General features: G+C 60.4%; 15 protein-coding genes and 3 pseudogenes. 12 read left to right on the plus strand and 6 right to left on the minus strand.

The features are described from left to right. Window positions 1-7 precede the first annotated feature (7 nt). Window positions 8-607 carry a formyltransferase family protein gene (locus tag V1283_RS15375; protein ID WP_334387309.1) on the minus strand — a complete coding sequence of 200 codons (600 nt, stop codon included), beginning with the start codon at window positions 605-607 and terminating at the stop codon, window positions 8-10. Window positions 608-917: 310 nt separating this feature from the next. On the opposite strand from V1283_RS15375, the gene V1283_RS15380 reads away from it, so the two are divergent. From V1283_RS15380 to V1283_RS15395, 6 genes and pseudogenes are all read left to right on the plus strand, one after another. Further along, window positions 918-1463 (plus strand): DUF5413 family protein, encoded by a 546-nt coding sequence (locus V1283_RS15380; protein ID WP_334387310.1) that lies wholly within the window; start codon window positions 918-920, stop codon window positions 1461-1463. A 275-nt stretch (window positions 1464-1738) separates the two neighbouring features. After that, window positions 1739-2140, plus strand: a complete 402-nt coding sequence (locus tag V1283_RS15385) for a hypothetical protein (RefSeq protein ID WP_334387311.1) — start codon at window positions 1739-1741, stop codon at window positions 2138-2140. A 196-nt stretch (window positions 2141-2336) separates the two neighbouring features. After that, window positions 2337-3266: pseudogene (locus V1283_RS44730) on the plus strand (PAS domain S-box protein); the annotation flags it as partial. Between the two features lie 48 nt (window positions 3267-3314). Then, window positions 3315-4067 (plus strand): annotated as a pseudogene (locus tag V1283_RS44735) (PAS domain-containing protein); the annotation flags it as partial. Next, the gene (locus V1283_RS44740) at window positions 4041-4670 is read left to right on the plus strand and encodes a sensor histidine kinase (RefSeq protein ID WP_442895863.1); all 630 of its coding nucleotides are present in this window, start codon (window positions 4041-4043) and stop codon (window positions 4668-4670) included. The pseudogene V1283_RS44735 and the gene V1283_RS44740, both read left to right, overlap by 27 nt. Before the next feature lie 11 nt (window positions 4671-4681). After that, a complete protein-coding gene (locus tag V1283_RS15395; protein WP_334387313.1) occupies window positions 4682-5161 on the plus strand; it encodes a response regulator in 480 nt (159 codons plus the stop codon). Window position 5162: 1 nt separating this feature from the next. On the opposite strand, the gene V1283_RS15400 is transcribed toward V1283_RS15395, so the two are convergent. Continuing rightward, the gene (locus V1283_RS15400; RefSeq protein WP_334387314.1) at window positions 5163-5573 is read right to left on the minus strand and encodes a hypothetical protein; all 411 of its coding nucleotides are present in this window, start codon (window positions 5571-5573) and stop codon (window positions 5163-5165) included. A gap of 217 nt (window positions 5574-5790) precedes the next feature. After that, the gene (locus V1283_RS15405) at window positions 5791-6168 is read right to left on the minus strand and encodes a hypothetical protein (protein ID WP_334387315.1); all 378 of its coding nucleotides are present in this window, start codon (window positions 6166-6168) and stop codon (window positions 5791-5793) included. 2086 nt (window positions 6169-8254) lie between these two features. Here V1283_RS15405 and V1283_RS15410 point away from each other — a divergent pair. Together V1283_RS15410 and V1283_RS15415 are read left to right on the plus strand one after the other, a co-directional pair. After that, the gene (locus tag V1283_RS15410; RefSeq protein ID WP_334387316.1) at window positions 8255-9295 is read left to right on the plus strand and encodes a Spy/CpxP family protein refolding chaperone; all 1041 of its coding nucleotides are present in this window, start codon (window positions 8255-8257) and stop codon (window positions 9293-9295) included. A 154-nt stretch (window positions 9296-9449) separates the two neighbouring features. After that, the gene (locus V1283_RS15415; protein ID WP_334387317.1) at window positions 9450-9653 is read left to right on the plus strand and encodes a cold-shock protein; all 204 of its coding nucleotides are present in this window, start codon (window positions 9450-9452) and stop codon (window positions 9651-9653) included. 17 nt (window positions 9654-9670) lie between these two features. On the opposite strand, the gene V1283_RS15420 is transcribed toward V1283_RS15415, so the two are convergent. Beyond that, window positions 9671-9853: a hypothetical protein gene (locus V1283_RS15420; protein WP_334387318.1), complete on the minus strand. Its 183-nt coding sequence runs from the start codon at window positions 9851-9853 to the stop codon at window positions 9671-9673. A 154-nt stretch (window positions 9854-10007) separates the two neighbouring features. Between V1283_RS15420 and V1283_RS15425 the strand changes: the two genes are divergently transcribed. The 3 genes from V1283_RS15425 to V1283_RS15435 all read left to right on the plus strand — a co-directional run bounded on the left by V1283_RS15425 (window position 10008) and on the right by V1283_RS15435 (window position 11490). After that, window positions 10008-10241, plus strand: coding sequence for a hypothetical protein (locus V1283_RS15425; RefSeq protein ID WP_334387319.1), 234 nt, complete (start codon window positions 10008-10010; stop codon window positions 10239-10241). Between the two features lie 382 nt (window positions 10242-10623). Continuing rightward, window positions 10624-10920, plus strand: coding sequence for a hypothetical protein (locus V1283_RS15430; RefSeq protein ID WP_334387320.1), 297 nt, complete (start codon window positions 10624-10626; stop codon window positions 10918-10920). A 21-nt stretch (window positions 10921-10941) separates the two neighbouring features. Then, the gene (locus V1283_RS15435) at window positions 10942-11490 is read left to right on the plus strand and encodes a methyltransferase, TIGR04325 family (protein ID WP_334393079.1); all 549 of its coding nucleotides are present in this window, start codon (window positions 10942-10944) and stop codon (window positions 11488-11490) included. 48 nt (window positions 11491-11538) lie between these two features. Here the strand turns inward: V1283_RS15435 and V1283_RS15440 are convergent, their stop codons facing one another. Together V1283_RS15440 and V1283_RS15445 are read right to left on the minus strand one after the other, a co-directional pair. Beyond that, window positions 11539-11796 (minus strand): PilZ domain-containing protein, encoded by a 258-nt coding sequence (locus V1283_RS15440; RefSeq protein ID WP_334387321.1) that lies wholly within the window; start codon window positions 11794-11796, stop codon window positions 11539-11541. A gap of 1038 nt (window positions 11797-12834) precedes the next feature. After that, window positions 12835-13420, minus strand: a pseudogene (locus V1283_RS15445) (3'-5' exonuclease); the annotation flags it as partial. 678 nt (window positions 13421-14098) lie between these two features. Here V1283_RS15445 and V1283_RS15450 point away from each other — a divergent pair. Next, on the plus strand, window positions 14099-14401 hold the full coding sequence (locus V1283_RS15450) for an H-NS histone family protein (RefSeq protein ID WP_334387322.1): 303 nt from the start codon (window positions 14099-14101) through the stop codon (window positions 14399-14401). Window positions 14402-14995 lie beyond the last annotated feature (594 nt).

The raw sequence follows: 14995 nt of genomic DNA on the forward strand, positions 1-14995 counted from the left end.
ATAGGGATCAATGTTTAGCGTCGGACAGACCCGGCGCTTTGGTGGCGAATTCCTCGTCCTGTGGGGTGGCAGGCAGGCTGTTGTGGGTCCTGGCGTGAAAGATGACGTCAGCGAGCAGCTTCTGGCCGAGCGGGGCCAGCGCGCGCTCCCAGAGTTCGCGCGCGGTCTCTCCTTTTCTGACAAATACCCACTCCTGCGCGGCGATGGCGCCGGCATCCATCCGGTCGGCGAGGTGGTAGACGGTGCCGCCGGCGATTGGGTCGCCCTCCTTGATGGTCCATTCGACCGCGGCGATGCCGCGATGCCGGGGCAGGAGCGAGGGGTGATAGCCGACGCCGCCGAGTTTGGAGACGGCCAGTGCTTCCCGGGTGACGCGGGCATGGCTATGGGCGGTCACGATCAGGTCGGTATTGGGCGCGATCTCGGACGCGATGACGCGTTTCGGATCGGCCTGCACGACAACCTCGATCCCGGCGGCCTGCGCGGTGGCGGCAAGCCGGTCCTCGCCATCGTGAACAACGACGCGGACGATATCGACCCCGTGTTGCCGCAGCGTGTTGAATGTCGTCACGCCGAAATGGCGGGAACCAACCAGGGTGATCCGCATGTGTTCTGTCCGTCGTCGTTAATCAGGCCGGTATGCCGATAGCACACCATGGCGGCCTGTTTCGACGCTGGCCCGGGAGCGCCGGGGTTATCAACAGGGCGGACTGGCGCAGCCAACCCTTGGCGGCGCAACTCGGGCAGGGCGCGGCCTCGCCCGGGACGACCGGACAGAAGCGGATCGGCCGGCATCGAGAACGTGACGAGTTGGCCGAAGATCGATGAGACGCGCGTGACGTGAGAGGCGTCACATCGGCAACCAACGACGCAGCGCTATGGTCGGGCCAACGCCAGCCACCACGGACCCCACCAGCATGAAACGCTTTTTGATCTTCGCCGCCATCGCGCCGCCACTCGGCTTCGTCGTCGCGTTCTGGGTGATGCTGCAGATTGCCAACTGGCTTGCGGGCAGCCCGATCACGTTCGATGTCGCCCAAATCATGATGCTGCCGACGATATATCTGGTCGGGTTGATCCCGGCGCTATTGGCTGGGTGGTTCGACCATGCGCTGGCGAGGCGCAACGTCTCTTACCGCATCGCGCTCACGGCGCCGTTCGGCTACGCGATCAGCTACCTGCCGCTGGCAGTAGCGTTCTGGATAGGCTTCGGCCATGGGCCGTATGTCCTGCTGTTCGGCCTCATCGGCGCGGTGCCGTCAGCGGTGTGTTCCTGGCTCGCCGCGGAACGGCAGGCGCCTGACCTTTGTTCCGTCACCATGACAGTATTCGCAGCTCTGGCCGGGTGTAGTCCGGGATCGGTTGCTGGAGCGGTCCGGACTGTTGTTCGGCCGCCATCTGCAGTCGCGCCCGCAGGTCGGCGCTGCACTGCTTCATCTGGTTGCGCAACTCGCGCCGGCTGAAAGTGGTGAGGGAGTGATCGCTGAGCTGCTGCCAGGCAGCGCGCAGCCACTGTTGCATGGCGCGGATATCGGAATCGAGCACCTCAGGCTGGTTCATTCCGCCGGAATCTCAAAACGTGATCGCGCCACAATTAGGCCTGATTCTCGCGCCGCCGCCTACTCCGTAGCAATGCGGACGGCAGGAAAAACCGCTCACATGGAAGCAGGTGGACCTGGAAGCAGGGGAACGTGCGCGCCACATGATCGTTGCAAGGGTGGCTCCTGGAGAGACCTCGATGTCCCGCAATTCGTCGCTTGTTCTCTTCGTGGCGCTCGCCCTGATCGTCCCCGCCAAGGCATTTGCGCAATTGACGCCGCCAGCCGGCTCGGCCGGGGCCGGCAATTCGTCGATATCAGGCGTGCCGTTCGGCCCGGCCAATCCCCGCGCGCTCTCCGATCCCAGCGGCATCGGCAACGCCGCGAGTGTCCCACCGCTGCGTCCCTACACCCCGCCGCCGGTAACTTCCTACGGCGCGGTCGATACGCCATCGCCGCGCGCACGGCTCGCGACATCGCCCTATACCGGCGCCTCGCAGCGGATCATCAGCGCGCGCCAAGGTCAGCCACGAAAGCCGCCGGGTCGGCGGCGGGCGCGACCCGAGGTGAGCAGCTTCACGGGGATCTGCCGGGGGTGCTAGCCGTCAAACTGCGATTCACCCCACCAGGAGCGACCACGCAAAAAGACGGGCGTTTCAATGTCCGGCCTTCGCGGGGAACGATTTTCTCTTGCCCGACTTATGCAAGGTTAGCTCAGCGGCCAAGCGTGCTGGTCTTGCATCCTGTGATGCCGGGTATCGCGTAACGAATTTTGCCCTCGGGGCAGGGATGGCGGGAATGAACATCCAGCAACGGACGGCCGAGATTCTTTCCCCGCCAGGCCTGTCCACCACCCCGGAACTCGCTCCAACGCCTCGCGATGAAGGGCTGGGCGCGCGCGAAGCGAGGCTGGCTGTCACCTACGAACGCGTTGGCGTGGGCATCGTCGAGGTCGACGAGGCCGGACGGATGCTGCGCGTCAACCAGAAGGTCAGCGAGCTGATGGGACACGAGGCGGCCGACCTGCTCGGCCGCTGCATCTTTGACGAGACCTCGCCACAGGACGTCGCGCAGGATCTTGCGCAGTTCAGGCGGCAGGTCGCGGGCGAAATTGATCGCTACACCATTGAAAAGCGTCTCGCCCGCAGGGACGGCTCATACTTCTGGGCGGAGGTGACGTCCTCTAGCGTTCGAGATGCGTCGGGAAATTTCCTTTACGCGGTGCGCGTTCAGCATGACATCAGCGCCCGCAAGGAGACCGAACAGGCGCTGGTACGCCGCAGCGAAGAGCAGGCGGCACTATTCCGGTTCTCCGAAAAGCTCCAATACGCCACGTCACTTCCAGACGTCTACGACGCCGGCCTGGATGCCATCCTCGCCGCACTGGCCTGCAAGCGCGCCTCCATTCTGCTGTTTGATAATAGCGACGTGATGCGTTTCGTCGGATGGCGGGGCCTGTCGGACGGCTACCGACGCGCCGTCGAAGGCCATTCGCCATGGGACAGGGACGAAAGAAATCCGCGTCCGGTCTACTTCGAGGATATCGGCGTTTCGGCTCTTTCGGTTGCGCTCAAGGAAACGATTGCGCGAGAACACATTGCAGCGGTCGCTTTCATTCCGATCCTGATCGGCGGCCGGCTCGCCGGAAAATTCATGGCCTATTACGACAGGCCGCATCGCTTCACCGAACCGGAGATCGACGTCGCGCTGACGCTCGCGCGGCAACTCGGCTTCGGTATCGCGAGGCTGAGGGCGGAACAGGCGCGGAGCGCCGCCGAAGAGCGTGCGCAGCAGCTCGTGTTCATCGTGGAATCCTCCGATGATGCGATCATCAGTAAGGACCTCGACGGGATCATCCGGACCTGGAACTCAGGCGCCCAGCGGCTGTTCGGCTATAGCGCCGGCGAGGCCATCGGCAAGCCGGTGACCATTCTTTTCCCGCCAGGATCCGAAGACGAGGAGCCCGGGATCCTGGCGCGTGTACGGGATGGTGAACGAATCCACCATTATGAAACTGTTCGCCGGCGGAAGGACGGCAGCCTCCTGGACATTTCGCTGACCGTCTCGCCAGTGCGCGACGGCGCAGGACGCATCGTCGGCGCATCGAAGATCGCCCGCGACATCACCGATCGCAAGGAAGCCGAACGAAAACTCCGGGAGAGCGAGCAGCGTCTCTCCGAATTGCTGGCGGCTATACCGGCGGCGATTTACACGACCGACGCGCAGGGGAAGGTTACCTACTTCAACGAGGCGGCCGCCGAATTCTCCGGCCGGACGCCCGTGCTCGGCAGTGACGAATGGTGCGTCACGTGGAAGCTGTTCCTGCCGGACGGCACGCCGCTTCCGCACGACCAGTGCCCGATGGCGGTGGCGCTCAAGGAAGGGCGCGCCGTGCGTGGCGCCGAAGCGGTCGCGGAGCGGCCGGACGGGACGCGGGTGCCCTTCATTCCCTTCCCGACGCCGCTGCGGGACTCTTCCGGCAAGATCAACGGCGCCATCAACATGCTGGTGGATATCAGTGAACGGCGGCAGGCGGAAACCCAGCAGCGGCTTCTGCTCGATGAACTCAATCACCGCACCAAGAACAACATGCAGATGCTGCAGTCGCTGCTGTTCTCCGCGGCAAGAACCGCGCACAGCGAGGAGGCGCGGAAGGTCCTGAACGAAGCCAGCGCGCGGATCGCGGCGATGGCGGCGGCGCAACGCGTGCTGTACGGCCGCAGCGATGCAAGTCGGTTCGATGCGAAAGAATTTCTGCCGGCGGTCTGCCAGACCATCCGGCAATTGCTGCCGCCGGAGGCGCGCATCGAGTGTGGCGCAGCGCACGGCGTGCTGTCCAACGACGTGGCGATGCCGCTCGCGCTGATACTGAACGAGCTTCTGACAAACGCCGTTAAGCACGGCATCAAGGATCATGCGAGAGAGTGCGTCCGGGTCAGCTTGACGGAGCATGACGGGCAGCTCGCGCTCTGCGTCGAGGATGAGGGCGAGGGGTTCGACCTGGAAGAGGCGCGCAAGAACTCATCCGGACTGCAGCTCGTCCTCGGCCTCGCGCGCCAGCTGCGCGGGACGCTTTGCATCACGAAAAATCCGTCGCGGGCGTGCCTCGAGTTCCCCGCTTCAAAAATCTAGGGCGGTCATCGATGACGCCACAGCACAGCGCAGGGCATTTCGCGCCGCCGTCCGGGCCGGACCGCAACCGGCCGCTGCCCGCTGAAGAGGCCCGACGGATGGAAGACAAGCAGGGCCCGCTGCGCGTTCTCGTCGTCGAGGATGATTTTCTCATCGCCATGCAAACCGAAGTCGCGCTGACCACGGCCGGCTTCGAGGTCGTCGGCCCGGCCACGACCGCCGAGGAAGCCGTCGCGCTGGCCGGCGAGGCGCAGCCGGCGCTCGCCGTGATGGACATTCGTCTCGCCAGCACCCGCGATGGCATCGATGCCGCACGGCAATTGTATCAGGACTTCGCCATTCGCTGCATCTTTGCGACCGCGCATGACGATGCCCACACGCGCGGACGCGCCGAACCCTATGCCCCGCTCGGATGGCTGCCGAAGCCGTACACCATGGCGTCGCTTGTCGCGGTGGTTGCCGAAGCTGTCGCGATGCTGCGCCGGCCGTAGCTCAGTCCCGATAGTAGTACCGGCCCCGCGGCGGGCGTTGGTAGTACCCGTCGCCGTAATATTGTTGACGCCCCTGCTGATATTGCGGCGGCACCATCCCGTTCGGGTAACATTGGCCATCCCTGACGTCGACGTCGGCGCCATTCCCGCACGGAACGGGGTAACGGCCGCCGCGATAGTAACGCGGATATTGCCGTGCAGCCTGATCTTGCGGCGCCAGATAGCCGTTCGGATAGCAGAGGCCATCTCGCGCGCTGACATCCCAGCCGTGGCCGCATGGCGGCGGATGGACGGGTACACCGTATTGCACGGTTTGAGGCAACACAGGTGCAGCAAAGTCAGGTGCAACGGCGCTTCCGGGCACCATGCTCAACTGAACAGCCAGTGCTGCGGCGGCAATGCTGACGATCATGTTCTTTCTCCGATCAAACCAGAAGCTGCCGGCGTTTCCGCGACACGCCGACCGGTCGCCCGATCAGGATCGAGGGCTGCTGTTGCATTGATGCAAATATATCAAAACATGCCCTGAATATCCGATGAACGCATTTCAAGTATCGGAAGCGCAAATCCCTGCAACGGTCGCTAAGAGAGAGCCGCTACTCGGCGAACAGATGTTCAGCGTCGCCGCGCTATCGCATTTCGAAGTAACCGTTTCGTCGATAGTGATAGCCCGGGCGGCCTTCCTGATACTGCCGTGGTACCGCGCCCGTCGGGTAGCAGAGCCCATCGCGAATATCGACGTCTGCGCCGTGACCGCACGGGACCGGCCGCCGGCCGCCGCCGTACTCAAGGGGATAATAGCGGCCCGATTGAAATTGCGGCGGCACCATCCCGTTCGGGTAGCACTTGCCGTCTCGCTCATCGACATCGTAGCCGTGGCCGCACGGCGGTGGATGGCCGTGACGGCGGTACCGGATTTCCTGCGCCAGGGGGATGCTTTCGTTCACCGGGTGGGCCGGTACCCCCAATTGTAGCGCGAGGGCTACGCCGGCAATGCTGGCGAACATCTTTCGGTCCCTCCAGTGAACACGGAATCTCCCCTGCGGCCGATGTCCGCTACGGACAATGGCTGCGGGGATTATACGTTTCCATATCGATGCCGTGTGTGCCGTCGGGAAGGCCAGCCCGCGAAATCAGGACATCCCTTCAAGCGCGACGTTCCTGCGGCAGCCGGCAATGCCGACACAGTCATAGACCATCGCGCAATGGCGGCTGGACGGGCAATTCACCGCCCCCCCAGGCGTGCAAACCAAAGGCCGCCCGGAGGCGGCCTGATTTAAGCTCGGGAAGCGGGGAGGGCGACAACAGGCCGCCTGCGTCCGGCTGACGCACTGAGGCAACGCCTGCGGCGCTCGAGGCGAAAAGCTGCGAGCCTAGCCCGCGCGGTAGGCATCCAGTGCATGGGCGGCGAATATGCCCACGCTGATCAGGGCGAGGATAGCGGCTGAGAGTTCGATCATTGACCGGCCTCCCGCTCGTGGATTGTCGCCAGGAATCTGCTGCCTGACTGATTCCAAATGAAATCGAAGAAGAACTGCATGCTGGCCGTCCCTGTTTTATTGACAACCAGGTACGCAGCTCTTTGTTTCAGGACGTTTTCGTCGGCTCGGGAAAATGGTTTCGTCGGGACGTTGGCGGCAACTGAATGATGACAATTTCGCGGCGGGAGTGCATGCTTTTTGTGACACCAGCGGAGTGATTCGGTCATGCTGGAAGCCATCGTATTGTTGCTGGGCGTGAGCACGTGCGCCCTGATCCTCATTGCCTTCTGGGGCCTCGACCTGCTCGGGATGCGTCGTCGCAGAGGATAGCGTGGTTCTGGTTCAGTGCGGATCGTTGCCGCGAGTAGCGCCGGCACGAGGTTGTCACGCGCCTCTGAGGTGTGACCCGTCAGCCATGCCTTTCGGGCTGGACGGCTTGTCATGGCGGGGATTTTTCTGCCGCAAGCACAGGCCGGTCACCAGGTGGTCACCGCCCTAAAGCAGAAAATACAGGCTTCGCGCCGCCACCATCAGTGCCAATGGCGGCGGTGATGACGATGGCCCCCGTAGTGACGATGTCCCGTTCGCCACCAACCATAGCTCGTGTAGGGGTTTCCGCGACCGTAGTTCTGGCAATTTGCGTTCGGATAGAACTGGGCGCACCAGCCCGGATTGGTAATGACGTGCTGCGCCGATGCCGGGCTGGCGAGCGCGGACAGGAACGATAAGGCAACAGCGCCAAGCAAGATCGTTGGTCTCGTCATCGCAGCCTTGCCTGTTTCCTGTTTGCGACTTTAACGGCGATTGGTCGTAAGGGTTCCTGTTCTCCATGGACGCCCGGGGACTCGATCGGATTGCGTGACGCCGGCCCTTTGCTTTTTCACCGAGCGCACGAAGCCTGCGACTCGCCGCGGCGTTCACTGTGGAGCGCGGAAGCAAAGCCGACCCGCACGGCTCCAATCGGCCGCTGCATTATCGACTTCTAGGAATCGCCTGGATGAGGCTCAGTACGTCGGCTCGCGCTAACCGGGCTGCCATCGACATCATCCATAGCATCGCAAATTGCTTCCGGGATCTCACGCCTTTCAGGCGGCGAGATCAAAAGTTGCCTTCGCATTTCTGCGAGGCGGGCACGGCAGTATTCGCGGTAGAGGAGGTCGAATAAAGCGGGCATGATCTAATCTCGTTGTTTGGAGTTGATCTGCACCATCAACTCCAAACTATCATCTATCGCAGGCTCCAAGTTGTGATCTAGATCACAGCCTGTCGCGGACTTTCATTCCGAAGGAAAAACAGGCGGGGATGATTGGGGAGGGTGGCTCGGTTATTTCGCGTGAACCAGCCTTGGTTGGTTCCCCTCCGGAACTTTTGGTTCCATCGGGCGTTCTTGTCTCGCAGAAATCGGCGGCGCCGGGAGCGTGCCATGTCGAAATTCCCTGTTGGAATCCTCGTTCTTGGAGTGTCCTGTTTGTTTCTGGCCACCGAGCCGTCGAGCACCGCTCAGGCAAGAGGCCTGCACATTCGGATTGGCGGCGGCCCCATCGGCATCGTGAGATCCATTGCCTCGCTGCCTTTCCGAGGCCTGCATGGCCGTCGCGGCGAGCGCGTCAGAATGGCAAACCTTCATGACGAGGCGACCGGCGCGGTGCCGCGCGCCGATGTCACCCGCGGCGCCGACTGGGTCACGAAGCCGGTGGCGCGGGTGCAGGTGGGAGCCGCCGCCGCGCTGGCGGGCTGGCACGGCCGCCGTGGCGCGAGCGGGTGGTGGCAGCATGGCGATGGCGGGTATGGATGGGTGGGCCCGTTGTTTTGGCCGTTCGCCTATTACGATATCTACGACTACACGGTCTGGGGCGACGGCATCGGCTTCTGGGGCTATGGCTATCGCGATATCTATGCCGCGATATTCACGCCCTATGGCTATGAGGACCTCACCCGCTATATGGCGCCCCCGCGCAATCGGCGGCATGGCAGGCTCCCTTCGCTCGCACAAATCTGTGGCGATGACGCAAGCGAGTTTGCCGGTCTTCCGATCAAACAGATCCGGCAGGCGATCCTGTTGAGCGAGGAGCAGCGCGCGGCGCTCGACGATCTTGCCAACGCGTCAGTCCAGGCCGCCCAGATCATCCGCGCGGCCTGCCCGGCCGAGGTTGCGTTAACGCCGTCTGGCAGACTCGCCGCGATGCAACAGCGCCTGGAGGCGATGAAATCCGCGATCTCAAGTGTAACGACGCCATTCGAGACATTCTACGAACTGTTGGACAACGACCAGAAGGGCAAGCTCGTCGAGGTGTCCGGTCAGCGCGCGCCATTTGCGCCCAAGGTTCCCGCCGCTCAGAGCTGCGCGCCGCCCGAGGTGCTGCCATGGCCCGGCAGCGAGATCGAGGCGAGGCTGCATCTGAACGACTCACAACGTGGGGGACTGGACGCGCTTCAGCGGATGAGCGTGCTCGCCAGGAACACGCTGAATTTCAATTGCCAGCCGGACGAGAACCTCGCTCCGCCCGACCGGCTTGCGACAGCCGATACAAGGCTCGACGCCATGCTGGACGCGATCAAGCTGCTGCGGCCGGCCCTGGACGATTTCCTTGCGACGCTGAGCGACGAGCAAAAGGCTCAATTCGAGACCATCGGGGCAAAGCGCACGAGCTGACGGATCAGCCGGTAATGATCTCTTAAGGCCTAAGGCCAGGTAGCCGTCGCTAAATCGTTATAGCGGCGGCTTTTTGCCACCAAACTGCCACCAGTTTGGCCGACGAATCGCGCGTGTTAGAATTCCACCTTTTTCATTCGCGGGAGATACTGAAGTGGCGATAGGGACAGTGAAGTGGTTTAACGCAACCAAGGGGTACGGATTTATCCAGCCGGACAACGGCGGCAAGGATGTCTTCGTGCACATTTCAGCCGTTGAGAAGGCCGGCCTGAGCAGCCTCAATGAGGGTGCGAAGGTGAGCTATGAAGAAATGAGCAACCGGGGCAAAACGTCCGCGGAAAATCTAAGAGTCGGGTGAAATTCAAGCCCGCTGGTTCACGCCGGCGGGCTTTGTTCCGGCGAATTGTCCGCAGGCTCACGTGACCGACGGTTGCGTGCGCTGTGCTCGGTCATCGCTTTCACGGCCTCGGTCTCGTCGGCGCAAAAAGCAATGCTTTGCCGATCCGCAAACACGAGCCATTGATGATGACCAACTTCCGTGATGACGTATTCGGTCATTCCGGCCTCCGGCGTGTAAATACACCTTACGACGGCGGCCTTGCTGTTTTGTTAACCACAATCCACCACGGTCCTGGTGACCTTCTGGTGGGTCACGCGTATTGAGTAGGGCCGTCGCCGGGAATACCTGCGACGGCTTTTTGCAGGTGAGTCGATGGATTTTCAGGCTTTCACGAATGACAGCCTCACGATGATGTACGCCGCCGTCCGTGGTGCTTTGGCTGCCGACGACGAGGCTGAACGGCAGGGCGGCGAACCCAAGTTCAAGGTCCGCGATACGCCAGAGTGGAAGAAACACGCAGCGGACCTGGAATCCGAAATGCTCAGGCGGGGCATGCTATTCGAGGTCATCGATTGGGCTGAGGGACAAGGATCCCTGCCGCTTTAGAGTTTCCGGGTCGCCGGCTTCGGTCCCGCGCTCACGGCGCACGAGCGTCGGGCGCAGAAGGGAGAGATCGAGCGCCAGCTGGAACGGGGGTCACGTCAATCTCGGGCCCGGTTCGTCGCGTTTGAAATAATGCTTTATCGGGAATGCTGGCGAAGAGCCCTCGTAGTACCGAATTACCGCTTTTACCCGAAACAGAAAGTTGCTAATCTCCGCCCTGCCTTTGAGGCTGGGAGGCCGCAGCGGATTTATTTTGCGGTGACGGTTGCTACCGTTGAGGACCAGTCCGACGAGACCTGCCGATCCTGCCGTGACGTATGCTTGCCGGAATGGAGTCGGAATCCTCCAAGGAATTGCAAGAGGCACAAACATCTAGAAAAACGCGATGTACCGTAATGTTCGAGTATCCGAGCTGATGCGGAGTATCGTGCGATCAACACCTTTAGTCTCGGATCTTTATCGCTATCACTATACGTTCTTCCGGCAGACCACGGCTTGCCGCGGGGTCTTTCGTTCCTTTGATGAGGCCCACTTGGCTGCTGCAAGGATTGCTGACACCGGTTACGGCGACGTCATCGTGGCGCCGGAAATTATCGCGGAAACGACGCACATTCGGCGCCGCGATTATCCGATCCTGTTTTGGCTGGAAGATCCTCAATCTCGGCGGCAATGCAGGCTCTGAATTCTTTACTACCGGCAATTCATCAATCTCTCAAACGATGTTCAATGGACCGTCTGGGAGTTGCCGCAGACAGTCGCATTTGGGCAGCAGATGAGGAAAACCCTTGAAGTGCCGGGGCTCCATTTCACATCCGAGATCGCCGGCGCGGATGCGGACATCGTAATTACCTGCGGCGCCATGCAATACTTCGAGCATGACTTGCCCATATATCTACGATACCTGCGGCGGTTACCAAAACATGTCTTTGTGAACCGCGTTCCCCTGATTGAAGAACAGACGTTCTTTACGCTGCAGAACGTGGTCAGGCATTTCGTTCCATACCGTATCCAGAATCACCTGGAACTGATCGGTTCTTTGGAGCAGCTCGGTTATCACCTGATCGACGGTTGGTATGAAGATCACGAAATCATTATTCCGTTTCATCCAGAATGCCGCGTGACCCGCTTTTATGGATTCTATTTCTGTCTCGGCGAAGTAGACTCCGATTGCTGGAGGACCGACGCGCTCACCGTTGCAACGCGCGCAAGGGAGGCGATGGGACTACACGATCAGTCATGCCTTACGCACTGACCGCGGCTGGCCGCGCTCGCGCGTTCCGAGCTTCCGCCTTTTTAGGCATCATTCAGGGGGGCTTAAAAATTTGACGCCGCAGGTATTTCCGTTGCGCCACACCACGCGGCAGCGCTCTGTCGTTTTGAAGCCATCTAATGACAGAGCGAATTTGAAGGCCGCAGTGTGATGCGTCGGTGAATGAAGCATGGCTCCGTCGCGGTGACAGTTCACCACCAGGCAGGGATAACAGCCGCGAATACCATCAACGGAAAGGAGCGCGGGCTGGTTGATTGCAATGCGTTCCAGGGCTCGACGTTCAAACATCAGACCATCCCCAAAAAATTAAATAACCGGGGCAGTAATCGGCGCAGATTAGACCGTCGAGCGATCTTTAAAAGTAAGGCCGATTAACCTTTTAAAATTGTAGGGAACAACCTTAACGCTCCGCTCGGTGGCCTAAGGAGCATGGCTTCGGTCCCGCGCTCCTGACAGGGCGGGCTCCAACGTGAGAATGGGAGAAACATGGCAGAGCACGTGACCGACGACAGCTCCGGTCGCAAAAAAGGGCCGCCGGCGTTCGGCGGCCCAAGTCTTGGGAGGAACGCGCTGAGAAGCAAAGCGCCTCTTGAGCCCGTCACACGCACACAATGGCAGGAGATTGTTTCCGGGCGTCTTCGTTCAAACCGGAAAATGGCTGCAGGACGGTTTCTTCGGAACCGTCGCGGCGAAGTCAGTTCACGGTATCGAGAGGCCCCGCGTTCGCCGGTTCATGCCGGCGGGCCGTCGGCGAACCTGTTTGGCTCCTTAACGACACACGATGCGCCCTTGCTGCTGCGAACACACAGCCGTCCCGGGCCGTGGAAGTTGCGGAGGTTGGACTGGAAGGACTGTAGGGCCCGTCATCGAACACGCCGTCATTGGGCAGACTGCCGGAACCGTATCGCCAGGACTCGAACAAACGGACTGCATCCATCCGTTGATGCACTGGCAAGCACATCTTGCCTGCACTTCTGTCGAACAGATCAGTCCAAAACCGAGGACTGCCATTTTCAGAGATTGTGTCATCCGTCGATTGCACAGCTCAGTTGCGGCGTTACTTCCTGAACAGCCCCTACGGTGTTGGTGGGCAAGGAGACGTTGGATAACGCCAAAGCGCTCTACCGTGTTTCTACGGAATCCTCAATCCTGTGGAAAACTGTATGCTGGCTCTTGCCGGGGCTGGATTTCATTCCGAACAAATTTGACCGGCAGGGGTCGCGCGAATGCGGCCCTTTTTGATTCCGGACGTAATCGACGCACGCTTAGTCAATGCTTCGTGACGTAGTCGGCCGCGTCCTTCAGCGTGAGCAGCTTCCGGCCGTCGCAAGAAGCGTTCCCGCGAAGAATATCCTGAAGCGATCTGCTCTAGCTGGATCAGGTCTGCCAGTCGCGTTTCCGCGTCCTCATGGATGCGGTCGAGGTGCGGTTCGTACCAAAGGCGCGCGCGCTCCAGATCAACGGGCCATTCGGAATATCGGAGATTGTCCATAGTTTCGACGAAGGCTTTCCAGTCGCTGCCGGTGCGCGGTGGCACCGGTATGTTCGCGAGCACCGCGATCGGGTCGGCGGCCTCGGCCATGCGGTTGAGCACGCGCTGCGCGGTTGCGGATCCGATACCGGGCAGCAGATGCAGAAGGCGAAACCCGACGACGCGATCGCGCGGATTTTCGGCGAAACGCAGCAACGCCAGCATGTCCTTGATGTGAGCGGCGTCGAGAAACTCCAGTCCAACGAATTTTACGAATGGGGTGTTCCGACACGTCAGTTCGATTTCGAGCGGACCGCTGTGGCTCGATGTCCGAAACAGCACGGCCTGCTCCTTGAGAAGCGTTCCGGACTCGCGGCCCTCCAGGATACGTTCGACGATGAAGCGTGCGTGGCCGGCTTCATCGCGCACCGTGACGAGTTGCAGATTGACGGCCTTCGCGCTGAAGGGGATCGACTGAAAGCCTGGCTTCCAAGTATTAGCCGGCTATGCGCTAATGCCCTGGTTGCAATTAATTACTTCATTCAATCCGCCGAAAAGTACCGTATTGCAAATTCAATCTGACCGTCGGGAAGTTGCCTCCAATTCTCAATGGTTGGTGTTAAGCCATCCCGCGGGTTCTGATCGATAATCTCGCGTGCTTTGCGGCGAGCCGCATCAATGGGCAGCCGAAATGTATCTCGGAGCTGCGCGTCAGAAACTCGCACCGCTAAATCGCTGGGACGAACCATATCGGACCTCCAAGGTGCACCGCTAATCGTGAGCGCCCCAGTTCGGAAATTTGCAATTGTGGTCTTAATTTTGTCCCCGCTGTCCACCGCGATCCACAGGGCGTACAGCCGTTACATCGGCGAGTGCGAGGATAGGGGATAGGCGCCCAATTGCGGTACGCTTGGCCCAAGCCTGCAAACGCGATCAGCGGGACAATATCCATTCGGTAAAATACTGCCTGCATAGAACACAAGAACACAATTAGTCGCGCGTAATCAAATTTGCGCTATTGAATCGCCTTAGTCTGCGCACGATTTAAAACAACGATTAACTGGTATGTTCTAATCAATCATGATGAGGACTGTCGTGACACGAAGCACTTTGAACGCAATGTCCATCGACGAACTATGGGCGCTTCACGAAAGAATTGCCGCTGACCTTGCGGCAAGGTTGATTGCTGAGAGAGAGGCGCTTGAGCTTCGATTGAAACAACTCAATTGCGTTGGTCTCAGCAGGCAAAACGAACCATCGGGAGCGCGCCGGCGGTACCCAAAAGTTTTCCCAAAGTTTCGGAATCCCGATCACCCATCGGAAACCTGGGCCGGACGAGGTAAACAGCCGCGCTGGCTTACTGCGCAGTTGAAAACTGGTAAGCGGATCGACGACTTTCGAATTGATCGGGTGGCCGCGTAAGGCGTTTAGTTTATAGATCTCGCGATCCGCGCTTCTACTTTGCGAACTTTTTCGCGGAGCGCTTGCACTTCGGCCATTTGCTTTGCGAGGTTCGGGAACGGCCTGACTGGCTTCGCTGAAAGATTCAGCTTTCGTTTCGGCGAGGGCGGGGCGATAGATTTCATTCGCATTTGCGCAAATTCCAAAATCTAAGTTTAAAGATCGCGCCACAAGAGCTGCATGGACTAATTATGCGAGCATAAGGGATCGCCCAAAGTCGTTCGCTTTCTAGACTTTTCTGGGGTGTCGCTGCGGCGCAAAACGAACGGAAATGCGGCGGTCTGCTCGCGATGGGCGCGCTATGTCACTTGCGAGGTACGAAACGCGCGAAATATCCGGGATCTTACGGGTGCAAATTCCGGTTCTTTTCGCGCCGCACGCGCACAGAATCGCCCCAAATCAAGACAACTCAAAGCTGTCGCCGATACGTGAAGGGGCTCACGTGGGAATTATGGCTTGCTTGCAGATTTGGCTGATCGCGAACGCGCTGATTCTCGCGTGGGCATTGTGGCCCGTTGCACCTGAGAAGCCTCAAATCGAACCATCCTTGAAAGA

The organism is Bradyrhizobium sp. AZCC 2262 (genome assembly GCF_036924535.1).
GTDB lineage: Bacteria > Pseudomonadota > Alphaproteobacteria > Rhizobiales > Xanthobacteraceae > Bradyrhizobium.